Source organism: Leifsonia sp. PS1209 (genome assembly GCF_012317045.1).
GTDB lineage: Bacteria > Actinomycetota > Actinomycetes > Actinomycetales > Microbacteriaceae > Leifsonia.
The window spans coordinates 2,274,036-2,295,643 of sequence record NZ_CP051154.1 but is presented as its reverse complement, the minus strand read 5'-3'; the positions used below and the strand labels follow the sequence as shown (position 1 = coordinate 2,295,643).

General features: G+C 68.5%; 21 protein-coding genes. 16 read left to right on the top strand and 5 right to left on the bottom strand.

The features are described 5' to 3' along the window. Positions 1 to 11: 11 nt before the first annotated feature. Together pdxY and HF024_RS10945 are read right to left on the bottom strand one after the other, a co-directional pair. The gene (pdxY, locus tag HF024_RS10950) at positions 12 to 863 is read right to left on the bottom strand and encodes a pyridoxal kinase PdxY (RefSeq protein ID WP_168689572.1); all 852 of its coding nucleotides are present in this window, start codon (positions 861 to 863) and stop codon (positions 12 to 14) included. Between the two features lie 48 nt (positions 864 to 911). Then, a complete protein-coding gene (locus HF024_RS10945) occupies positions 912 to 2,219 on the bottom strand; it encodes an aminotransferase class I/II-fold pyridoxal phosphate-dependent enzyme (protein WP_168689571.1) in 1,308 nt (435 codons plus the stop codon). Positions 2,220 to 2,306: 87 nt separating this feature from the next. Between HF024_RS10945 and pdxS the strand changes: the two genes are divergently transcribed. The 11 genes from pdxS (at position 2,307) to HF024_RS10890 (ending at position 12,969) form a co-directional block, all read left to right on the top strand. Continuing rightward, positions 2,307 to 3,209, top strand: coding sequence for a pyridoxal 5'-phosphate synthase lyase subunit PdxS (gene pdxS, locus HF024_RS10940; RefSeq protein ID WP_085367772.1), 903 nt, complete (start codon positions 2,307 to 2,309; stop codon positions 3,207 to 3,209). Then, a complete protein-coding gene (gene pdxT, locus HF024_RS10935) occupies positions 3,210 to 3,824 on the top strand; it encodes a pyridoxal 5'-phosphate synthase glutaminase subunit PdxT (RefSeq protein WP_168689570.1) in 615 nt (204 codons plus the stop codon). It abuts the gene before it with no gap. A 109-nt stretch (positions 3,825 to 3,933) separates the two neighbouring features. Further along, on the top strand, positions 3,934 to 4,695 hold the full coding sequence (locus HF024_RS10930) for a YebC/PmpR family DNA-binding transcriptional regulator (RefSeq protein ID WP_085367770.1): 762 nt from the start codon (positions 3,934 to 3,936) through the stop codon (positions 4,693 to 4,695). Between the two features lie 15 nt (positions 4,696 to 4,710). Beyond that, positions 4,711 to 5,304 carry a crossover junction endodeoxyribonuclease RuvC gene (gene ruvC / locus HF024_RS10925; RefSeq protein WP_210724088.1) on the top strand — a complete coding sequence of 198 codons (594 nt, stop codon included), beginning with the start codon at positions 4,711 to 4,713 and terminating at the stop codon, positions 5,302 to 5,304. After that, complete coding sequence (gene ruvA, locus HF024_RS10920; RefSeq protein ID WP_168689568.1) at positions 5,301 to 5,948, top strand: Holliday junction branch migration protein RuvA; 648 nt, start codon at positions 5,301 to 5,303, stop codon at positions 5,946 to 5,948. Before ruvC ends, ruvA begins: the two co-directional genes overlap by 4 nt. After that, on the top strand, positions 5,945 to 6,985 hold the full coding sequence (gene ruvB, locus HF024_RS10915) for a Holliday junction branch migration DNA helicase RuvB (RefSeq protein ID WP_168689567.1): 1,041 nt from the start codon (positions 5,945 to 5,947) through the stop codon (positions 6,983 to 6,985). Before ruvA ends, ruvB begins: the two co-directional genes overlap by 4 nt. Positions 6,986 to 7,069: 84 nt before the next feature. Beyond that, complete coding sequence (locus tag HF024_RS10910) at positions 7,070 to 7,450, top strand: preprotein translocase subunit YajC (RefSeq protein ID WP_247597077.1); 381 nt, start codon at positions 7,070 to 7,072, stop codon at positions 7,448 to 7,450. A gap of 69 nt (positions 7,451 to 7,519) precedes the next feature. Further along, the gene (gene secD, locus HF024_RS10905; RefSeq protein ID WP_085367765.1) at positions 7,520 to 9,265 is read left to right on the top strand and encodes a protein translocase subunit SecD; all 1,746 of its coding nucleotides are present in this window, start codon (positions 7,520 to 7,522) and stop codon (positions 9,263 to 9,265) included. Further along, positions 9,265 to 10,284, top strand: a complete 1,020-nt coding sequence (gene secF / locus HF024_RS10900) for a protein translocase subunit SecF (RefSeq protein ID WP_085367764.1) — start codon at positions 9,265 to 9,267, stop codon at positions 10,282 to 10,284. Before secD ends, secF begins: the two co-directional genes overlap by 1 nt. Positions 10,285 to 10,293: 9 nt before the next feature. Then, entirely contained in the window at positions 10,294 to 10,647 is a 354-nt protein-coding gene (locus HF024_RS10895; RefSeq protein WP_085367763.1) for a rhodanese-like domain-containing protein, read from the top strand. Between the two features lie 69 nt (positions 10,648 to 10,716). Next, positions 10,717 to 12,969, top strand: coding sequence for a bifunctional (p)ppGpp synthetase/guanosine-3',5'-bis(diphosphate) 3'-pyrophosphohydrolase (locus tag HF024_RS10890; protein ID WP_085367762.1), 2,253 nt, complete (start codon positions 10,717 to 10,719; stop codon positions 12,967 to 12,969). Here HF024_RS10890 and HF024_RS10885 read toward each other — a convergent pair. From HF024_RS10885 to HF024_RS10875, 3 genes are all read right to left on the bottom strand, one after another. After that, complete coding sequence (locus HF024_RS10885; RefSeq protein WP_168689566.1) at positions 12,956 to 13,594, bottom strand: type IV toxin-antitoxin system AbiEi family antitoxin; 639 nt, start codon at positions 13,592 to 13,594, stop codon at positions 12,956 to 12,958. The genes HF024_RS10890 and HF024_RS10885 overlap by 14 nt on opposite strands. Before the next feature lie 86 nt (positions 13,595 to 13,680). After that, a complete protein-coding gene (locus tag HF024_RS10880; RefSeq protein ID WP_168689565.1) occupies positions 13,681 to 14,910 on the bottom strand; it encodes a DUF349 domain-containing protein in 1,230 nt (409 codons plus the stop codon). A 106-nt stretch (positions 14,911 to 15,016) separates the two neighbouring features. Then, positions 15,017 to 15,790: a peptidylprolyl isomerase gene (locus HF024_RS10875; protein WP_168689564.1), complete on the bottom strand. Its 774-nt coding sequence runs from the start codon at positions 15,788 to 15,790 to the stop codon at positions 15,017 to 15,019. A gap of 183 nt (positions 15,791 to 15,973) precedes the next feature. On the opposite strand from HF024_RS10875, the gene HF024_RS10870 reads away from it, so the two are divergent. The 5 genes from HF024_RS10870 (at position 15,974) to alaS (ending at position 21,607) form a co-directional block, all read left to right on the top strand. After that, positions 15,974 to 17,314: a replication-associated recombination protein A gene (locus tag HF024_RS10870; RefSeq protein ID WP_085367758.1), complete on the top strand. Its 1,341-nt coding sequence runs from the start codon at positions 15,974 to 15,976 to the stop codon at positions 17,312 to 17,314. Between the two features lie 174 nt (positions 17,315 to 17,488). Beyond that, on the top strand, positions 17,489 to 18,118 hold the full coding sequence (gene rpsD / locus HF024_RS10865) for a 30S ribosomal protein S4 (protein ID WP_085367757.1): 630 nt from the start codon (positions 17,489 to 17,491) through the stop codon (positions 18,116 to 18,118). A 144-nt stretch (positions 18,119 to 18,262) separates the two neighbouring features. Continuing rightward, entirely contained in the window at positions 18,263 to 18,640 is a 378-nt protein-coding gene (locus HF024_RS10860) for a DUF948 domain-containing protein (RefSeq protein ID WP_085367756.1), read from the top strand. A gap of 75 nt (positions 18,641 to 18,715) precedes the next feature. Further along, on the top strand, positions 18,716 to 18,907 hold the full coding sequence (locus HF024_RS10855; protein ID WP_055894169.1) for a hypothetical protein: 192 nt from the start codon (positions 18,716 to 18,718) through the stop codon (positions 18,905 to 18,907). A 42-nt stretch (positions 18,908 to 18,949) separates the two neighbouring features. After that, positions 18,950 to 21,607 (top strand): alanine--tRNA ligase, encoded by a 2,658-nt coding sequence (gene alaS / locus HF024_RS10850; RefSeq protein WP_085367755.1) that lies wholly within the window; start codon positions 18,950 to 18,952, stop codon positions 21,605 to 21,607. Position 21,608 lies beyond the last annotated feature (1 nt).

Sequence of the window (21,608 nt, the reverse complement as noted above, 5' to 3'; positions counted from 1 at the left end):
GGCGGTCCCGTTCAGCGCACCTGGCGCACGGCGAACTGCTCGCGCGGGTGGGCGTAGAACTCCTGCGACTCGACGAGCTGCAGCTCCCGCTCCCCGGACTCGAGCGTCCTGCTCAGCAGGTCGTAGATGCTCGACACCGTCTTGCGGAGCGCGGACTCCGCACTGCCGTCGCGCAGGTAGTGCGCCGTGAACAGGGCGGCCGTGACATCGCCGGAGCCGTTCGCCTTCATCGGCAGCCGCGGGGTCTGCACGATCCAGGCGCCGCTGCCGTCGACGGCGAGCATCTCGATGGTGTCCGGCTCGGCATCCGGTCGCTCGACGCTCGTGACCAGCACAGTGTCCGGGCCCATCGCGCGCGCAGCATCCACCGACTCCAGGGTGGACTCGAGCGTGTCCGGCGAGGTGCCGGTGAGGAACCCGAGCTCGAACTGGTTCGGCGTGATGATGTCGGCCACCGGAACCACCCTGTCGCGCAGCAGGTCCGGGATGGCCGGGGCGACGAAGCATCCGGACTTCGCGTTGCCCATCACCGGGTCACAGGCGTAGACCGCATCCGGGTTCGCGGCCTTGACCCGCGCGACCGCGTCGATGATCACGTCGCCGATGCCCTCGCCGCCCTGGTATCCGGACAGCACGGCGTCGATCTGACCGAGCACGCCGCGCTCCTCGATGCCGGTGATGACCTCGCGCACATCCTCCGGCGCGATCAGCGGCCCGCGCCACGCGCCGTAACCGGTGTGGTTGGAGAAGTTCACCGTGTAGACCGGGAGCACCTCCACCCCGATGCGCTGAAGCGGGAAGACGGCTGCGGAGTTGCCGACGTGGCCGTACGCCACCGCGGACTGGATGGAGAGGATCTTCATCCCTCGATCCTCTCATCCCTTCGGGTGGCGCTCATCCCGCGGCGAGGTTCAGCGTGCGGCGTCGGCCAGGTCGTCGGCCAGCCGCACCGTCTCGTCCTCGGTGAGGTCGTGGACGGTGAGCCGCAGGTGATGGGAGAGTGCAGCACGCTCGGTGAGCAGGAACTCGTCGCCGGTGCGCGCCAGCCAGCCGCGCCGCATGAGGCGTTCTGCGACCGTCTTCGCCTCGATCGGCAGCTCGACCCAGAGGTTGAGGCCGTCGCCCGCCTCGGTCGGCAGCCCGCGCTCGCCCAGCAGTGCCGCGAACGCCGCGTTGCGCTCCGCGTAGTGGCGCCCCGCCTCCGCGATCTGCTCCTGCACCGCCTCGTCGGTGAGCTGCGCGAGCACGAGGCGCTGCAGCAGGTGGCTCACCCAGGTGGTGCCCGGACTGAGCCGCAGGGCGAGGCGTTCGGCGGTCTCCGGGTCGGTCGCTGCGATGGCGAGGCACATGTCGGGGCCGAGGAACTTCGAGACGGAGCGTACGAGCGCGAACCGGCGGTGGGCCGGGCCGATCAGCGTCTCGTACGGACGCTGCGACAGCATCGAGAAGTGGTCGTCCTCGATGACCAGGACGTATGGATGCTCGGCCAGCAGCGCGCGCAGGGCTGCGGCCCTCCGCGGCGTGAGGGTCGAGCCGGTGGGGTTCTGGGCGCGCGGGGTGCAGATGATCGCGCGCACGCCGGCGTCGAGGGCGTCCTTGAGGCCGGCGACGGTCATCCCTTCCGCGTCGACGGGGACGGGCACGGCCCGGTAGCCGCCGAGCCGCACCGTGTGGATGCTCGCCAGGAAGCACGGGTCTTCGAGCGCGACCGCGTCGTCGCGGAGCAGGGCCTGGGCGAGCAGTCGTTCGACGGCGTCGACGGCGCCGCTGGTGACGGTGATCCGGAGGTCGACGCCGGGGAGGTCGGCGGCCGCCCAGTCGCGGGCGTGGCGTTCGAGGGCGGGGTCGATCACCGGCTCGCCGTAGAGCACCGGCCGGCCGGCCGCGCGCCCGAGCGCTCTGCTCGGGTCCGGGATGCGGCGGGTGTCCGGGTTGCCTGTGCCGATGTCGCGCAGCACGGTGTCGGCCGCGTAGCCCTCCTGGGCGACGGCCTCGTGCCCCGCGACGACCGTGCCTGCCCTGCCGCGCGCGACGACGACGCCGGCCTGGGCGAGCATCCGGTATGCGGCGACGGCCGTGTTGCGGTTCACGCCGAGCAAAGCGGCGAGCTCGCGGACAGGGGGGAGTGCGTCCCCGGTGCGGAGTTCGCCGCGCTCGTGCAGGCCGCGCACGCTGTCCGCGATCTCCGCGGCCGTCGTGCCTGTGATGATCTGTTCCATGACGCTCCCGAGTTTAGCGAGCGCGAAGCCGGGTGCTATCGTTTGGCATAGGTCAAAGATGAATTAGTTCCAGACGAGAGGACCACGATGGCTGACACCGAACAGAGCGCCGCCACCGGATCGAACCGGGTCAAGCGAGGCCTGGCAGAGATGCTGAAGGGCGGCGTCATCATGGACGTCGTCACCCCCGAGCAGGCGCGCATCGCCGAGGACGCCGGCGCCGTCGCCGTCATGGCCCTCGAGCGCGTTCCCGCGGACATCCGCGCCCAGGGCGGCGTCGCCAGGATGAGCGACCCCGACCTGATCGAGGCCATCATCGCCGAGGTGTCCATCCCGGTCATGGCGAAGGCCCGCATCGGCCACTTCGTCGAGGCGCAGGTGCTCGAGGCGCTCGACGTCGACTACATCGACGAGTCCGAGGTGCTCTCGCCCGCCGACTACGTCAACCACATCGACAAGTGGGGCTTCACCGTCCCCTTCGTCTGCGGTGCGACCAACCTGGGTGAGGCGCTGCGCCGCATCAACGAGGGTGCGGCGATGATCCGCTCCAAGGGCGAGGCGGGCACCGGAGACGTTTCCGAGGCGACCAAGCACATCCGCAAGATCAAGTCGGAGATCGCCGCTCTCAGCGCGATGAGCAAAGACGAGCTGTACGTCGCGGCCAAGGAGCTGCAGGCGCCGTACGACCTCGTGGCCGAGATCGCGGAGACCGGCTCGCTCCCCGTCGTGCTGTTCACGGCCGGCGGCGTCGCCACTCCCGCGGACGCCGCGATGATGATGCAGCTCGGCGCGGACGGCGTGTTCGTCGGCTCCGGCATCTTCAAGTCCGGCAACCCCGAGCAGCGCGCCGCGGCGATCGTGAAGGCCACCACCTTCTACGACGACCCCAAGGTCATCGCCGAGGTGTCCCGCGGACTCGGCGAGGCGATGGTCGGCATCAACGTCGCCGACCTCGCAGCACCGCATCGTCTCGCCGAGCGCGGCTGGTAAGTGACGGCGGAATCGACGGCGCCGGTCGGCGTCCTGGCCCTGCAGGGAGACTTCCGCGAGCACATCGCGGTCCTGCGCGGGCTGGGCGCCGACGCGGTGCCGGTGCGCAGACCCGCCGAACTGGCGGAGGTGGCCGGGCTGGTCATCCCCGGCGGCGAGTCCAGCGTGATGGACAAGCTGTCCCGCACCTTCGGGATGGCCGAACCATTGAAGCAGGCCATCGCGAGCGGGCTGCCGGTGTACGGCACCTGCGCAGGGCTCATCATGCTGGCCGACCGGGTGCTCGACGGCATCCGCGGCCAGGAGAGCCTCGGCGGGCTGGATGTGTCCGTGCGGCGGAACGCGTTCGGCTCGCAGCTCGACTCGTTCGAGACCGACCTGCGCATCCCGGCAGTCGGCGACGAGCCGATGCACGCCGTGTTCATCCGGGCGCCGATCGTGGAGAGCGTCGGCGAGAAGGCGACGCCGCTCGCGCAGCTGGACGACGGGCGTGTCGTCGCCGTGCGGCAGGGCAACCTGATCGGCACGTCGTTCCACCCGGAGATCACCGGGGACACGCGGTTCCACGAGTACTTCCTCGGGCTGGTCCGCGAGCGCGCGGAGACTGCGGCGTAAGCGTCTCCCCGGCACGCGGCGTCGCGCATCCACGGGCGTCGTGCGGGGAAGTGAGGCCCGGCGCGTCCTACAATGGTCAGGATCTTTAGACGTAACTGAGGGAGCACCAGTGTCCGGGCATTCCAAGTGGGCAACGACCAAGCACAAGAAGGCGGTCATCGACCAGCGCCGCGCCAAGTCGTTCGCCAAGCTGATCAAGAACATCGAGGTCGCGGCCAAGATGGGCGGCGCCGACCTGTCTGGCAACCCCACCCTGGTCGACGCCATCCAGAAGGCGAAGAAGACCTCGGTCCCGAACGACAACATCGACCGCGCCGTCAAGCGCGGTGCCGGACTCACCGGTGAGTCCATCGACTACGCGACGATCATGTACGAGGGATACGGTCCTAACGGCATCGCCCTCCTCATCGAGTGTCTGACAGACAACAAGAACCGCGCGGCCGCCGAGGTCCGCACGGCGATGACGCGCAACGGCGGCACCATGGCCGACCCGGGCAGCGTCGCGTACAACTTCCACCGCAAGGGCGTCATCGTCGTCCCGCACGCGGACGGCCTGACCGAGGACGACGTGCTCACGGCCGTCCTCGACGCCGGTGCGGAAGAGGTCACCGACCGCGGTGAGTCGTTCGAGGTGCAGACGGAGGCGACCGACCTGGTCGCCGCCCGCACCGCCCTGCAGGACGCGGGGATCGACTACGACTCCGCCGATGTCGAGTTCGTCGCGAGCCTCAACATCGAGGCGGACGCGGAGACCGCGCGCAAGGTGTTCCGCCTGATCGACGCGCTCGAAGACTCGGACGACGTGCAGAACGTCTACACCAACCTCGACCTCACCGCCGAGGTCCAGGCCGAGCTCGGCGAAGACGAGTAGCGACAGGCCATGTCGGTGCGCGTACTCGGCATCGACCCCGGTCTGACCCGCTGCGGCGTCGGGATCGTGGATGTGCGACCCGACCGCACGGCGACGCTCGTCGAGGTGGTCGTGGTGCGCACTCCGCCGACGATGCCGCTAGAACAGCGACTGCTCGCCGTCGGAGACGAATTGGAACGGCTCTTCGACGCCCATCGTCCGGCGGCGGTCGCCATCGAGCGCGTCTTCGCGCAGCAGAACCTGCACACGGTGATGGGGGTCGCCCAGGTGAGCGGAGTCGCGCTGCACGCCGCTGCGAAGCGCGGGCTGCCCGTCGCGCTGCACACCCCGTCCGAGGTGAAGGCCGCTGTGACCGGATACGGTTCGGCGGACAAACGGCAGGTGCAGACGATGGTCGCGCGCATCCTGGGCCTGGCGGAGGTGCCGAAACCGGCCGACGCCGCCGACGCGCTCGCCATCGCGATCTGCCACGCCTGGCGCGGCGCCCCCGCAGCACCTGCATCGGCTGGAGCAGTGGATGCGCGGTCGCTGACCCCCGCGCAGGCCGCGTGGCGCGCCGCGGAACGCTCCACCCGGGCGTCGGCGGCGCCCCGTAGGCTGGCCAAGTGATTTCCTCCCTCCGCGGCGCGGTGCTCCAAGCGGCAGGCGGCTCGGCCGTGATCGAGGTCGGCGGTGTCGGGTTCTCCGTGCAGCTGACTCCCGACCACGTGCTGTCCCTGCGCGTCGGAGACGAAGCGTTCGTGTACACCTCCCTCATCGTCCGCGAGGACGCCCTGCAGCTCTTCGGCTTCGCCGATGTCGAGCAGTTGCAGGTCTTCGAACTCCTGACGAGCGTGTCCGGCGTCGGTCCGAAGTCCGCCATCGGCGTGCTGTCCGTGCTCGCCCCCGACCAGATCGCCGAGGCGGTCGCCGCCGATGACGACGCGCCGTTCCGCAAGGTGTCCGGCATCGGCCCGAAGACGGCGAAGCTGATCGTCGTGCAGCTCGCAGGCAAGCTCGCCGTGACCCGCAGGGCTCCTGTCGCCGTGAGCAAGCCGGGCACTCCGTCGTCGGTGGGGGACAGTGTGTTGGTGGCGCTGGTCGGTCTAGGCTGGCCCGAGAAGGTGGCGGCGGAAGCCGTGGCCGAGGTCGTCGCCGATACGGACGAGAAGCTGCGTGACAGCGTGCAGACCCTGCTTCGGCTCACCCTGGCGCGACTCGGGCCTGCGGCGCAGACCGGTGCATCGTCGCAGCGAGGGCAGGTGGCCCGATGAGCGACGACGACCTCACGACCCCCGAACTCGAGTCGGAGTCCGAGCTCGCCTTCGAGGGAGCGCTCCGCCCGCGCTCGCTGGCCGAGTTCGTCGGCCAGGCCAAGGTGCGCGGTCAGCTCCAGCTGCTGCTCACCGCGGCGAAGATGCAGGACCGCACGGCGGACCACATCCTGCTCGCCGGTCCTCCCGGACTCGGAAAGACCACGCTCGCGATGATCGTTGCGCACGAGAGCGAGCGTCCGCTCCGGCTGTCGAGCGGCCCGGCCATCCAGCACGCCGGCGACCTCGCGGCGCTGCTGTCGTCGCTGACGCCGGGGGAGGTGCTCTTCATCGACGAGATCCACCGCATGGCGCGCTCCGCCGAGGAAATGCTCTACCTCGCGATGGAGGACTTCCGGATCGACATCATGGTCGGCAAGGGAGCGGGCGCCACGTCCATCCCGCTCGACCTCGCGCCGTTCACCCTGGTCGGGGCGACGACGCGGTCCGGGCTGCTCCCGAACCCGCTGCGCGACCGCTTCGGCTTCACGGCCCACCTCGAGTTCTACGACGAGGCGGAGCTCACCCAGGTGCTCACCCGCGCGGCCGTCATGCTCGACTTCCAGGTCGACAAGGCCGCTCTCGCCGAGATCGCCGGCCGGTGCCGCGGAACGCCGCGTATCGCCAACCGCCTGCTGCGGCGCGTGCGCGACTACGCGCTCGTGCACGGCGGAGAGGCCGATGTCGCCGCCGTCCGCGCAGCGCTCGACCTCTACGACGTGGATGCGCTCGGTCTCGACCGCCTCGACCGCGCGGTCCTCACCGCCATCCTCGAACGTTTCGAGGGCGGTCCGGTCGGCCTGAACACCCTCGCGGTCTCCGTCGGAGAGGAGGCTGAGACGATCGAATCGGTCGTCGAGCCCTTCCTGGTGCGGATCGGACTGCTCTCGCGCACCCCCAGAGGGCGGGTGGCGACCCCCGCTGCGTGGCGTCACTTCGGGCTCTCCGGCCCCAAGCTAGGACTCTCACAGCAACCATCACTGATAGATGACATATAATTCAAGCTGGCCTCTCGGCCACTCCCACAAACCCCACCGGAAGGTTTGGCAGATTTCATGCCCATTGACCCGTTAACCATTGTGATGGTCGTCATCTTGGCGGCCCTCATCTTCTTCATGTTCCGCAACAGCCGCAAGCGCCAGAAAGAGCAGGCTGAGACGCGCTCGAAGATGGTCCCTGGCGCAGAGGTCATGACCAACTTCGGCCTGTACGGCACGCTTCTCTCCGTCAACGAAGACGACAACACGGCCCTCGTCGAGACCAGCCCTGGCACCGTCCTCAAGGTGCACCGCCAGGTGCTCGCCCGCGTCGTCGAGCCGACGACCCCGGAGCCGGCAGCGGCCGACGTGGTCTCGTCCGAGCCGCAGCTCAACGAAGACAACGCCATCCCCCTGTCCGAGCCCGAGTTCGGCGAGCGTCTCGACGACGCTTCGAAGAAGCCCGGCTCGAAGAGCGACGACTGATCCGTTAATCCCTTTGTGCGACGGCGCCGGTGCCGGCGTCGTCGCGCGCGTAGAAAGCTGAGTACCTAGGTGGCAAAGTCGACCCCGGTCAAGAAAGCCTGGCGTTCGTTGAGTTGGCTTGGCGCCATCGTGGTGGTTCTCCTCGGAGTCCTCACGGCCGGTGTCATCTGGGGAAATGCCACCTGGCTGCCCAAGCTCGCCCTCGACCTCGAGGGTGGAACGCAGATCATCCTGGCCCCGCAGGTGGAGAACGGTCAGACCGTCCAGCAGCAGCAGCTGGACCAGGCCGTCTCGATCATCCGCCAGCGCATCGACGCCTCCGGCGTCTCGGAAGCGCAGATCTCCACAGAGGGATCGCGGAACATCGTCGTGTCCCTGCCCGGAACGCCGGACCAGGCGACACTCGACCGGGTGAAGGCCAGCGCGCGCCTCGACTTCCGTCCCGTCCTCGCCACCAGCGGGCCGACCAACGAGGTCGTCGGAGCTGACGGCAAGAGCACCCCTGCCCCGAGCCCGGCTCCCGGACTGCAGTCGACGCCGTCCACCAAGCCGACGAACGGCAGCGACCTGGCCTGGGTCACGCCGGAGCTGCAGGCGCAGTTCGACGCGTTCTCGTGCACCACGGCCAACCTGGAGAACGTCAACCAGGCGCCGACGGACAAGCCCCTCATCACCTGTGACGACGCCAAGACGGTCAAGTACCTCCTCGGCCCCGTCGAGGTGAAGGGCCAGGACATCAAAGACGCGAACAGCGGCCTCGCCCAGTCCTCCAGCGGTGTCAGCAACGGCCAGTGGGCTGTCAACATCATCTTCAACGACGCAGGCACCAAGGCGTTCGCGGATGTGACCACCCGCCTCAACGGACTGCAGGGCGCACAGAACCAGTTCGCGATCGTGCTCGACGGCAAGGTCATCTCGGCACCGACCACGAACGCGGTCATCACGGACGGCCGCCCGCAGATCACCGGTAACTTCACCGAGTCGACCGCCAAGGCGCTGGCCGACCAGCTGAAGTTCGGCGCCCTGCCGTTCAGCTTCAAGGTGCAGAGTCAGGACACCATCTCGGCCACCCTCGGATCGACTCAGCTGATGAGCGGTCTGATCGCCGGCGCGATCGGCCTCCTGCTCGTCGCCATCTACACGTTCTTCCAGTACCGTCTGCTCGGTTTCGTGACGATCATCTCGCTGGTGGTCGCCGCGGTGCTCACACTGCTGACGATCTCCCTGCTGTCGTGGCACTACGACTACCGACTGTCGTTGGCAGGTGTGGCGGGTCTGATCGTCGCCATCGGATTCACAGCCGACTCGTTCATCGTCTACTTCGAACGAATACGTGACGAGTTGCGCGACGGCAGAGGGCTCGAGTCCGCCGTCGAGGCGGGCTGGACCCGCGCCCGCCGCACGATCTACGCGTCGAAGGCCACCAACCTCCTGGCCGCCATCGTGCTCTACGTGCTCGCCGCGGCGAACGTCCGGGGCTTCGCGTTCACGCTCGGTCTCACGACCATCATCGACGTGATCGTGGTGCTGCTCTTCACGCACCCGACGCTGCAGCTGCTCGCGCGCACCAAGTTCTTCAGCACCGGTCACAAGGCCTCCGGTCTCGACCCGCAGGCCCTTGGCGCCGTGTACCGCGGCGCAGCCCAGTTCCGCAAGCCGACGGTCACCGTCAGCGCGGGCAAGGCAGCGTCGAGCAGCAAGGAGGCGGCTCGCCGCCAGACCATCGCCGAGCGCAAGGCTGCAGAGCTCGCCGGTGCTTCCGCGTCGTCGTCATCGACGTCCTCTGATCGCTCGACCGAGGGGAAGGACTCCTGATGGCCAGCCGACTCACCAAGTTCGGAAACGACCTCTACACCGGCGCACGCTCGTTCGACTTCGTCGGCAAGCGCAAGATCTGGTACGCCATCGCGGCAGCGATGGTCATCATCTCCATCCTGATCCCCGTGCTCAAGGGTGGCTTCAACTTCAGCATCGAGTTCCGCGGCGGTTCGCAGTTCACGGTGACGAACGTCGAGACCACCGACCAGGCGAAGGCCCAGGAGGCGCTCACCAGCGTCGTCCCGGACGCCGTGGCCCACGTGAGCTCCGTCGGCTCGGACGCCGTCCGCGTGCAGACGGACCAGCTCTCCGAGGCGCAGACCAAGCAGGTCGCCGACGCGCTGGCGAAGGCGTACGACGTGCCGGTCACCGAGGTGGCCTCCACGTTCATCGGCCCGTCGTGGGGCGCCGACGTCACGCAGCAGTCCATCCAGGGTCTCGTGGTGTTCCTGCTCCTCGCGTTCATTGCGATGGCGCTGTACTTCCGCACCTGGAAGATGTCGGCGTCGGCCATCATCTCGCTGTTCCACGACCTCATCATCACGGCGGGCATCTACGCGCTCGTCGGGTTCGAGATCTCGCCGGCGACCATGATCGGCTTCCTGACCATCCTCGGATACTCGCTCTACGACACCGTCGTGGTGTTCGACAAGGTGCGAGAGAACACCAAGGAGGAGATGGACCTCACGAGACGCACGTTCGCGGAGTCGGTGAACCTCGCGGTGAACCAGACCCTGGTGCGCTCGATCAACACCGCCGTCGTCGCCGTGCTCCCCGTGGCCTCGATCCTCTTCATCGGTGCGTTCTGGCTCGGTGCAGACACACTGCGCGACATTTCGCTCGCGCTGCTTATCGGCATCATCGTCGGCACGTACTCGACCATCTTCCTGGCCGCGCCGATGTACTCGCAGTTCCGCGAGGGCGAGGCAGCCGTGCGCAAGCACGACCAGAAGGTGCTCGCCATCCGTCCGAAGGCTGCTGTGCAGCCCGAAGCCGTGCCGGTCGCGGCGGAATAGCAGGAGAGCGTGAGCGGTTCTTATCTGTCGGAAGACGAGGTGAGCGCCGAGCGCGCGCACGAGCTCGTCGAGTCGGGTTCGGCCTGGCTGCTCGATGTCCGTGAGGCGCACGAGTGGGAGGCCGGGCACGCACCCGCCGCTCACCACATCCCGCTGTACGAGATCGAGTCGCGCCAGCACGAGCTGCCGGAGGATCAGCAGATCCTGGTGGTCTGCCTCTCCGGAGGCCGGTCGCGGCTCGCGACCGATGCGTTGAACCGTGCGGACTATCCGACGGCCAACGTCGCCGGCGGGATGTACGCCTGGCAGGCGAGCGGAGCGCCCGTAGTGCGCGACGACGGCTCGCCGGGGGCGGTCGCCTGACCGCCGGAATCCGCCCTGTGTCAGAACAGGGTGCGAGGACGGCGATAATGGACGACAGGAGGCGCGCACATGGTTGATACTTCGACACCACAGGCCGCTTCGCTGCGCCGTCTCGTTCCCCGCATCTTCTCCCGCGCTCAGCCCGCTGGCGCGGTCGACACCCTGATCCGCACGGTGCGCCTGCACCACCCGAAGGCCGACCTCTCGCTGATCGAGCGCGCGTACGCCGTGGCGGAGCGCGCCCACTCCGGCCAGAAGCGCCGGTCCGGCGAGCCGTACATCACGCATCCCGTCGCTGTCGCGCAGATCCTCGCCGACCTCGGCATCGGAGCTAAGACGATCGCCGCCGCGCTCTTGCACGACACGGTGGAAGACACCGAGTACACGCTCGACGAACTGCGGGATGCGTTCGGCGACGAGATCGCGATGCTGGTCGACGGCGTCACCAAGCTCGACAAGGTCAAGTACGGCGACAGCGCCCAGGCCGAGACCGTCCGCAAGATGATCGTCGCGATGTCGAAGGACATCCGCGTGCTGATCATCAAGCTGGCAGACCGCCTGCACAACGCGCGCACCTGGGGCTTCGTGCCCGCCGCCTCCGCCACCCGCAAGGCGACGGAGACGCTGGAGATCTATGCTCCGCTGGCGCACCGCCTCGGAATCCAGACGATCAAGTGGGAGCTCGAGGACCTGTCGTTCGCGGTGCTCTACCCGAAGCTGTACGCCGAGATCGAGAGCCTGGTGCGTCAGCGCACGCCGGAGCGCGAGCGCCTGGTGCAGCAGGTCATCGACGCGATCAACGACGACCTGAAGGCCGCCAAGATCCGCGGCAAGGTGGTCGGCCGCCCGAAGCAGTACTACTCGATCTACCAGAAGATGGTGGTCAGGGGCCGCGAGTTCGACGAGATCTACGACCTGGTCGGCATCCGCATCCTGGTCAACTCGGTGCGCGACTGTTACGCGGTGCTCGGCCAGATCCACGCCAGGTGGACGCCGATGCCCGGCCGGTTCAAGGACTACATCGCCACCCCCAAGTTCAACCTGTACCAGTCGCTGCACACCACGGTCGTCGGTCCGGAGGGCCGTCCCGTGGAGATCCAGATCCGCACGGAGGAGATGCACCAGCGCGCGGAGCTCGGTGTGGCTGCGCACTGGAAGTACAAGGAGCAGACCACCGGCAAGAGCGCCGGGGGGCCGGCCCGCTCGGAGACCGACCTCGCCTGGCTCGCCCACATCTCGGACTGGCAGGCGGAGACCGCGGACCCGAGCGAGTTCCTCGACTCCCTGCGCTTCGAGATCGGCGCCAAAGAGGTCTACGTCTTCACGCCCAAGGGGCGCGTGATCGGTCTCCCGGCCGGTGCGACCCCGGTGGACTTCGCGTACGCCGTGCACACCGAGGTGGGTCACCGCACGATGGGTGCGAAGGTCAACGGCCGCCTGGTGCCGCTGGAGAGCTCGCTGACGACCGGCGATGTGGTCGAGGTCTTCACCTCGAAGAACCCCGACTCCGGTCCGAGTCAGGACTGGCTGAACTTCGTCAAGAGCCCTCGGGCGCGGAACAAGATCCGTCAGTGGTTCACCAAGGAGCGCCGCGACGAGGCGATCGAGCAGGGCAAGGACGCGATCGCGCGAGCCATGCGCAAGCAGAACCTGCCCCTGCAGAAGCTGATGTCGCAGGACTCGCTGATCGAGGTGGCCTCGCTGCTCAAGTACGACGACGTCTCGTCGCTGTACGCGGCCGTCGGCGAGGGGCACGTCTCCACGCAGTCGGTGATCGAGAAGATCGTCGCCTCCGTGCAGACCGAGGCGGAGTCCGACGCCGGCGACATCGACCTGCCCGTCAAGGGGCGTTCGCGGAAGCTGCGCGACAGCGACTCCGGCGTGCTCGTGCGCGGCGCACCGGACATCCTGGTCAAGCTGGCCAAGTGCTGCACCCCGGTGCCCGGCGATCCGATCGTCGGATTCATCACCAGGGGAGCCGGCGTCTCCGTGCACCAGTCGAACTGCCACAACGTGCAGTCGCTGATGCAGGAACCCGACCGCATGATCGACGTGGAGTGGGCGCCGAGCTCGAAGAGCGTGTTCCTGGTGCAGATCCAGGTCGAGGCGCTCGACCGGTCCGGCCTGCTCTCCGATGTGACGCGCGTGCTGTCCGAGCATCATGTGAACATCCTTTCTGCGACGGTGACGACGTCGAGCAACCGCCTCGCGCTCAGCAGGTTCGTGTTCGAGATGGGTGACACCACCCACCTCGACCGGGTGCTGAACGCCGTGCGACGCATCGACGCCGTCTACGACGTCTACCGGGTCAGCGCGGGCTGACCGCGAGACGCGGAGCGGTCAGGGCTGTCTGGGCCGTCGGAGCCGTCTGGGCACGACGCCGAGGCCGCACGGCGAACTCGGCCAGGGCGGTGAGGCGGTCGACGCGCGCCAGGGAGCGGCGGGCGCCCCAGCGCGGTGATGCGCGCATCCGGGAGCGGAGGGCGGCCACGGAGACGCCGGAGATGCCGAGCAGGTGGCGCACCTGCGCTGCGGTGTCTGGCGGGAACCGTCCGTCGGCGCAGATCAGGTCGAGCGCCGTGCGCTCCGGTGACGTGACCCGCGCAGCGCCGACGCGCTCAACGTCGCCGCGCGCGAACGTCGACTGCCTGCTGTCGAATTCCGTCGGGATGCGCCCTCCGCGGTTGCGCGTGTCGACGCACACCTGCAGGCGGGCGGGCGGAGAGGCGCGCGCCCCGTGGATCCACGCCGCCGTGCCCCTGTCGGCGATCACGTACGGCGGGGCTTGCGCGGTGAACGCGTGGGCGCGCAGCTCCGCGGACTCCGGAGTGTCGAGCGTGGCGAACGAATCGCCCACCCGGTAGAGCTGGCCGTCGAGGCAGAGCGCCATCAGTTCGGCGAGAGGGAGGACGTCGGGACCGAGGAGGCGGGGGAGGAGTGCTGTCATGCATCCACTGTGCGGTGGAGGGACGCGGAAAAGACTCAGGCCGCCGAATCTGTGCAGATTCGGCGGCCTGTGAAGAACTCGGCGGATTAGCCGAGGGCGTCGAGCCAGATCTTCCTGGCGTCGAGCGCCTCCTGCGCTTCCTTCACCTTGCGTGCGTCGCCGCTCGCCTTCGCGTCGTCGAGCTCCTGCTCGAGCTTGGCGATGGCGGCGTTGAGCTGGCTCGCCAGACCCTCGGAGCGGGCCTTCTTCTCCGGGTTGTTCTTCTCCCAGTGCTCTTCGTCCAGCTTGCGGACGGCGGCCTCGACCTTGCGCAGACGGTCTTCGATCGGACGCACCTGCTCGCGCGGCACGCGGCCGATCTCGTCCCAGCGCTGCTGGATGGAGACCAGTGCGTTGCGGGCGGACTCGCGGTTCGTGGCCTTCAGCAGCGGCTCCGCCTCGTCGAGGAGGGCCAGCTTGAGCTGGAGGTTGGCTTCGTACTCGACGTTGTCGCGCGCATCCACTTCCGCCTTCGCGGAGTAGATGGCGTCGCCGGCCGCCTTGAAGCGCGCCCACAGCGCGTCGTCGTTGCGCTTGCCTGCACGACCGGCGAGCTTCCACTGGTCGAGCAGCTGGCGGTACTCCGGCACGCCGTCGGCACCGCGCGGGATGAGCGCCTCCGCCTGCTCGATGAGCGCCGTCTTGCGGGCACGCACGTCGCGGTGCTGGTTGTCCAGCTCGGCGAAGAAGGCCTTGCGGTTGTGCTCGATGGTGGAGCGGGCGGCGCGGAACCGCTTCCACAGCTCGTTGGCCTCGTTCTTGGGGATGCGGGGACCGTCGTGCTGGTGGCTCTGCCAGCGGGCGAACAGTGCATCCAGTGCTGCCGTCGTCTGCTTCCACTGCGTACGGGCCGGATCTTCGGCGGCGAGGGCTTCTGCCTCCTCGACGATGGCGGTGCGCTCCGCGACGGCCTGCTCGACAGCGGCCTTGGCCTCTGCGGTCTGCTGCTCGGTGAGCTCTTCGACGGTGCCGCCGAGCGCATCCAGCCGGGTGGCGAGGGAGGCGAGGTCTCCGACGGCGTTCGCACCGTCGATGGTGGTGCGGAGGGTCGCGACGGCCTTGGCGATGTCGGAGGCCGGGGCTCCGCGACGGGCGCGCTGCTCGAGGAGCGTCACCTGACCGGCGAGGTCGGTGAACTTGCGCTCGAAGTACGCGAGCGCCTCCTCGGGAGTTCCGTCGGGGTACTGGCCGACGGCCCGCTCGCTCTCACCCTCGCGGACGAAGACGGTGCCGGTCTCATCGACACGACCCCACGGTTGCTGATCAGTTGTAGCCAAGAGCCTCACCTTGCTGATGTGCGGTGCGGGCGCAGAACGCCCCACGGTTGCGAAATAGCCTATTGCACGAGGGCGCGGCGTGCAGCCGTCGGCCCGCCCTCGTGCGTCACTTCACGGTGAAGCTGTCGATCTTCGTGGCGACCGCCGGCTTTCCGTCGGATTGTCCGTTGGCCGTTCCCTTGTCGGCGACGTCCGAGATCAGGGTGTCGAGACCGCTCGTGACTTTGCCGATCACGGTGTATCCGCCCGCGCTGTCCGAGCCGATCGTCGTGTCCTTGTAGACGATGAAGAACTGGCTTCCCTGGCTGCTGGCGTTGTTGCTCTGCCTGGCCATCGCGATCGTGCCCGCCGGGTACTTGTCGTCCTTCGGCGCGTTCTCGATCGGGCCGTACGAGTATCCGGGGCCGCCGCTTCCGTCGCCCTTCGGGTCGCCGCACTGCAGCACGTAGAAGCCGCCGTTGGTGAGGCGGTGGCAGGTGAGGCCGTCGTAGAACTTCTTCTGGGTGAGCGCGATGGTCGACGCGACGGCCTGGGGTGCCTTCGCGCCGTCGAGCTCGACGCCGAGCGGGATGCCGTTGATCGTCATCGTGCCCGTCCAGGTGCGGTCCTCGGCGAGCGTCTTCGGCGGAAGCGTGAGGGCGGCGGAGGACGCGGACGGCGACGGGGAGCCGGAGGCGGTCGGCGTGCCGGGCTTCGCGAAGAAGAGGAGCTGCGTTCCGATGGCGAGGACGACGACGATCAGCACGGCGACGCCGGCGATCCAGTTGTCGCTGACGCGCCGCTTGACCTTCTTTTCGTGGACGGTCTGCCGCGCCTGATACGCGCGCAACCGCTCCCGTGCCTGCCTGGCTTCGCGGTCGTTCTGCTTGCTTGGTGCCACGTGTGTCCTCCGGAGCGCGCCGTCGTGCGAAATACTCGACCCGTCGCGCAACGCCCGAGGATCAGGATGAACCCTATTGGACCCGCCTCTGAGCGGCAAAGTCGCCGCTCCCAGGTTCGGCGGCAGGGGAGCGGCGGCGGGAGTGTCGGTGGGAGTGTCGGTGGGAGCGACTAGCCTGGTCAGGTGGTCGACGTGCAACCTGGGCTCCGCACCGGAGCGACGCCTCTCGCTGTGCGGATGAGGCCGAAGTCGCTCGACGAGGTGGCCGGGCAGAAGCACCTGCTGCGCCCGGGATCGCCGCTGGTCAGCCTGGCGTCCGACCAGAGCGGGGAGACCGGCTCGGTGTCCGTCATCCTCTGGGGTCCTCCCGGCACGGGCAAGACCACGCTGGCGCAGGCCATCGCACACTCGTCCGGCCGCCGGTTCGTCGAACTGTCCGCGGTGACCGCCGGGGTCAAAGACGTGCGCCTGGTGATGGACGAGGCGCTCTCCACCCGCGACCTCTACGGCGTCTCCACCGTGCTGTTCCTGGACGAGATCCACCGCTTCACCAAGGCGCAGCAGGATGCGCTGCTCCCCGGCGTCGAGAACGGCTGGGTCATCCTCGTGGCGGCCACGACCGAGAACCCGTCGTTCTCCGTCATCTCGCCGCTGCTGTCCCGTTCGCTCCTCCTGACTCTGGAGACTCTCAGCGACGACGACCTCGGCACGGTCATCGACAGGGCCGTCGCCGACGATCGCGGTCTCGGCGGGCACTACACGCTCGACGCGGAGGCGCGGGCGGCGATCGTCCGGCTGGCGTCCGGGGATGCGCGACGCGCGCTCACCGCGCTCGAAGCCGCGTCCGTGAGCGCGGCGTCGTCGACCCCGGCCACGTCGAAGAAGAAGCCGGTGATCACGGCCGAACTCGTCGCCCAGGCGGTCGACAGGGCTCTGCTGCGCTACGACAGGAACGGCGACGAGCACTACGACGTGATCAGCGCATTCATCAAGTCGGTGCGCGGTTCGGACGTCGACGCCTCCCTGCACTACCTCGCGCGCATGATCGAGGCGGGGGAGGACCCGCGCTTCATCGCCAGGCGCATCATCATCCTGGCGTCGGAGGACATCGGCCTGGCAGACCCGCAGGCGCTCGTGGTCGCGGTGGCGGCGGCGGACGCCGTGCAGCTGATCGGGATGCCGGAGGGGCGCATCCCGTTGGCGCAGGCTGTCGTGCACCTGGCGACGGCTCCGAAGTCCAACGCCGCGTACATGGCACTGGATGCGGCGATCGCCGACGTGCGCGCCGGCCGCATCGGGCGCGTGCCCAAGCATCTGCGCGACGCGCACTACCCGGGCGCGAAGCGGCTCGGCCACGGCAAGGGATACAAGTACCCGCACGACGACGCCCTCGGCGTGCTGCAGCAGCAGTACCTCCCCGACGAACTCCGGGATGCGACGTACTACGCACCGACCGAGCACGGCAACGAGCGGGACGTGTCCGCACGGCTGGCGAAGCTGCGCAGGATCGTGCGCGGGCGCTGACCCGCGATCTGCTAGACTTCTCTGGCCTAGAAGCGTGCTCGCGTGCGGCTGCGTCGAGCAACGTCTTCGAAGGGACAGGCCCTGTAGCCGGGCCTCCCCGGCACATCCCTCTACTTTTGCAGGACGAACATGTGTGCCTGCGTTCATTGTTAGAGAGACAACCGAAAGGAAATCGTGTCTACCAAGTCACGTACCCGTAGCAAGACCCGCCTCTCGCGGTCGCTGGGCATCGCCCTGACCCCGAAGGCAGCGAAGTACCTCGAGAAGCGCCCGTACGCCCCCGGCGAGCACGGCCGCACCAAGCGCAAGGCCGACTCGGACTACGCCGTTCGTCTGCGCGAGAAGCAGCGTCTGCGCGCCCAGTACGGCATCCGCGAGAAGCAGCTGAAGATCGCGTTCGAAGAGGCTCGTCGCACGCAGGGCCTGACCGGTGAGAACCTGGTCGAGCTGCTCGAGATGCGTCTCGACTCCCTCGTGCTCCGTGCAGGCTTCGCCCGCACGACCGCACAGGCGCGTCAGTTCGTGGTGCACCGCCACATCCTCGTCGACGGCCAGATCGTCGACCGTCCCTCGTTCCGCGTGAAGCCGGGTCAGCTGATCCACGTCAAGGCTCGCTCGGAGGGCACGGAGCAGTTCCAGGTCGCAGCGGCCGGCGGACACGTCGACGTCCTGCCGAAGACCCCTGGCTACCTCGAGGTCGAGCTCGACAAGCTGCAGGCGCGCCTCGTGCGTCGCCCGAAGCGCGCCGAGGTCCCGGTGACGTGTGAAGTCCAGCTCGTCGTCGAGTACTACGCGGCTCGCTAAGCACAGCGCTCAGAACGGCAGGGGTCGTGGCATCAGCCACGGCCCCTGCTGTCGTTCCAGGCACCGTGAACGGCCCTGGTCACATCGGGCCCTGCTGGGACTACGCTTGATCCGTATGCCGTTGACGGAATGGAAGGTGGCCTCGTGTCCGGTGGCGATATCGCAGGACTGATCGCGGCGGGCGTCTTCGCTGTGCTCGTGGGTTTCATCGCGATCCCGTTGGTGAAGTTCGGGCGCGTGCTCGATCAAACCAGGGATGCGATCAAAGAGGCGAGCGACGGCATCACGCCGATCCTCGACGAGACGGCGACGACCATCCACGAGACCAACAAACAGCTGGCGCGCGTCGACGTCATCACCAAGAACGTCGCGGACGTGACGGGCAACGTCTCCGCCCTCGTGTCGTTGTTCGCCGCAACGGTCGGCGGCCCACTGATCAAGCTCGCCGGGTTCAGCGCAGCGGTCAGAGCCGCGTTCGGCTGGACACGGGGCTCTCGACGTTCCCGCAACACCACGCACTAAACTGACCGAGGCGCGCGGGAGACCGCCGGCAGGAGGTCGGCGCCCGCGTCGTATCCATCGAGGGAGAATCAGGACATGAAGAGTTTTCTGTGGCTCGTCGTCGGCGTCGCGATCGGGTTCGTCGTCGCGCACAAGGTGAACGAGACCCCGCAGGGGCGTCAGTTCTTCAGCAGCATCGACAAGAAGGCGCGCGACTTCGGCGAGGCCGTCTCCGACGGCTACCGCCAGCGCGAGGCGGAGATCCGCTCCGCCATCGACGGCGACTGACCCCTCCCTCCCCGTACCACCGCTCACTACCGCTCGGAAACCATGCAGACTGCTGAAATCCACCGCCGCTGGCTCGACTTCTTCGCCACGCGCGGTCACACCGTCGTCCCGTCCGCCTCTCTCGTCAGCGACGACCCGTCGTTGCTGTTCACGGTGGCGGGCATGGTGCCGTTCGTGCCATACCTGACCGGGCTCGTCCCCGCGCCGTTCCCGCGCGCGACGAGCGTGCAGAAGTGCATCAGGACGCTCGATATCGACGAGGTCGGCAAGACCCCGCGGCACGGCACGTTCTTCCAGATGTGCGGCAACTTCTCGTTCGGCGACTACTTCAAGGAGCAGGCGATCACGTACGCCTGGGAGCTCCTGACCACGCCCGAGGACGACGGCGGCCTCGGCTTCGACCCGAAGGACCTCTGGGTCACGGTCTACGAGGAGGACGACGAGGCGCGGGAGATCTGGAAGCGTGTCGCGCAGCTTCCGGATGAGCGCATCCAGGGTCTCGGCAGGGACACGAACTACTGGTCGACCGGTCAGCCGGGCCCGGCCGGCCCGTGCTCGGAGATCTTCTTCGACCGCGGCCCCGCGTACGGCATCGACGGCGGTCCTGCGACGGACGACGACCGCTATGTGGAGATCTGGAACCTGGTCTTCATGCAGTACCTCCGCGGCGAGGGAACCGGCAAGTCCGACTTCGAGATCCTCGGCGACCTGCCGAAGAAGAACATCGACACCGGCATGGGGCTCGAGCGCGTCGCGTTCCTCAAGCAGGGCGTCGAGAACATGTACGAGATCGACCAGGTACGCCCTGTGCTCGACCGTGCCGCCCAGCTCGCGGGCAAGGAGTACGGCGCCGTCCACGACGACGACGTGCGCCTGCGCGTGATCGCCGACCACGTGCGCAGCGCCCTGATGCTGATGTCCGATGGCGTGACGCCGTCGAACGAAGGCCGCGGGTATATCCTGCGCCGCCTGCTGCGCCGCACCGTGCGTGCGATGCGCCTCCTCGGCGTCGACCACCCCACCTTCCCCGAGCTGTTCACCGTGTCCAGGGATGCGATGAAGGCCGCATACCCGGAAGTGGATGCGGACTTCGCGCGCATCTCGCAGCTCGCGTACGCGGAGGAGGAGACGTTCCTCCGCACGCTGGTCGCGGGCACGAGCATCCTGGACACCGCGGTTGCGAACACGCAGCGCGCTGGCAAGGAGCAGCTGGCGGGCGACACCGCGTTCCTGCTGCACGACACGTACGGCTTCCCGATCGACCTCACGCTCGAAATGGCGGAGGAGGCCGGCCTCAGCGTCGACCGCGCGGCGTTCGACAGCCTGATGGCCGACCAGCGCTCCCGCGCGAAGGCGGACGCGAAGGCGAAGAAGACGGCACTGGCCGACCTCTCCGTCTACAGCGCGTTCCGCTCGCAGGGCGAGACCGTCTTCACTGGGTACACCGAGCTGGAGACGGAGTCGAGCATCCTGGGCCTGATCGTCGACGGCGCGTCGGTGAACAAGGCGACCGAGGGGCAGATCGGCGAGGTCATCCTCGGCGCGACCGCCCTCTACGCGGAGTCCGGCGGTCAGGACGCCGACGCGGGAACCATCGTCGGCCCCGGCTACGAGCTCGAGGTGCTGGATGTGCAGAAGCCGGTCAAGGGGCTGATCAGCCACAAGGTCTTCGTGCGCAGCGGAGAGGTCGGCGTCGGTGCTCCGGCGACATCGCTGGTCGACAAGGACTACCGTCGCGGCGCGCGCCAGGCGCACTCGGGAACGCACATCATCCACGCGGCGCTCCGCCAGGTGCTCGGTTCCAACGCGCACCAGTCCGGCTCGTTCAACAAGGCGGGCTATCTGCGTCTCGACTTCTCCTGGAACCAGGCGCTGTCGGCGGAGACGCGCAGCGAGATCGAGGAGATCTCGAACAACGCGATCCGCGACAACCTCGAGGTCACCACGCGCGAACTGCCGCTCGCCGAGGCCAAGGCGCTCGGCGCGATGGCGCTGTTCGGCGAGAAGTACGGCGAGACCGTGCGCGTCGTCGACATCGGCGGCCCGTGGTCGCGCGAGCTCTGCGCGGGCACGCACGTGATGTCGAGTGCGGAGATCGGGATGATCAACCTGGTCAGCGAGTCGTCCGTCGGTTCGACGAACCGTCGCGTCGAGTCGCTCGTCGGGCTGGAGGCGTTCCGCGACCTCGCGGTCGAGCGCACGATCGTGTCCCAGCTGTCCGGGTCGCTCAAGACGCCGCGCGAGCAGCTGCCGGAGAAGATCGCCGACCTCCTCGCCAACCTGAAGGCCGCGGAGAAGCGCATCGCGGCGTTCGAGGCGCGCGCCGTGCTCGACAAGGTTCCCGCTCTGCTGGAGTCCGCATCCCGTCACGGGTCCGTCACGGTCGTCGCGAGCGACGCAGGCACGCTGAACTCGGCGGACGACCTGCGACTGCTCGCCACCACCGTGCGCGAGCGCCTGGGCTCCGACCCCGCCGTCGTCGCGCTCGCGGCGCGGGCGGCGGACAAGCCGGTCGTGATCGTCGCCACCAACCAGGGCGCGCGCGACGCCGGCGTCAACGCCGGTGCTCTCGCGAAGACCGCATCCGGGGTGCTCGGCGGCGGGGGAGGCGGCAAGCCCGACCTCGCCCAGGGCGGAGGCACGGACGTCGACGCGATCCCTGCCGCGCTCAGCGCGGTGACCTCGGCGATCGGCGGCTAGG

What these genes read in the sequence shown, in the direction of transcription:
- pdxY (WP_168689572.1), bottom strand. Translation starts at nt 863, where the DNA reads ATGAAGATCCTCTCCATCCAGTCCGCGGTGGCGTACGGCCACGTCGGC.
- HF024_RS10945 (WP_168689571.1), bottom strand. Translation starts at nt 2,219, where the DNA reads ATGGAACAGATCATCACAGGCACGACGGCCGCGGAGATCGCGGACAGC.
- pdxS (WP_085367772.1), top strand. Translation starts at nt 2,307, where the DNA reads ATGGCTGACACCGAACAGAGCGCCGCCACCGGATCGAACCGGGTCAAG.
- ruvB (WP_168689567.1), top strand. Translation starts at nt 5,945, where the DNA reads ATGAGCGACGACGACCTCACGACCCCCGAACTCGAGTCGGAGTCCGAG.
- HF024_RS10910 (WP_247597077.1), top strand. Translation starts at nt 7,070, where the DNA reads ATGGTCGTCATCTTGGCGGCCCTCATCTTCTTCATGTTCCGCAACAGC.
- secF (WP_085367764.1), top strand. Translation starts at nt 9,265, where the DNA reads ATGGCCAGCCGACTCACCAAGTTCGGAAACGACCTCTACACCGGCGCA.
- HF024_RS10890 (WP_085367762.1), top strand. Translation starts at nt 10,717, where the DNA reads ATGGTTGATACTTCGACACCACAGGCCGCTTCGCTGCGCCGTCTCGTT.
- HF024_RS10885 (WP_168689566.1), bottom strand. Translation starts at nt 13,594, where the DNA reads ATGACAGCACTCCTCCCCCGCCTCCTCGGTCCCGACGTCCTCCCTCTC.
- HF024_RS10855 (WP_055894169.1), top strand. Translation starts at nt 18,716, where the DNA reads ATGAAGAGTTTTCTGTGGCTCGTCGTCGGCGTCGCGATCGGGTTCGTC.
- alaS (WP_085367755.1), top strand. Translation starts at nt 18,950, where the DNA reads ATGCAGACTGCTGAAATCCACCGCCGCTGGCTCGACTTCTTCGCCACG.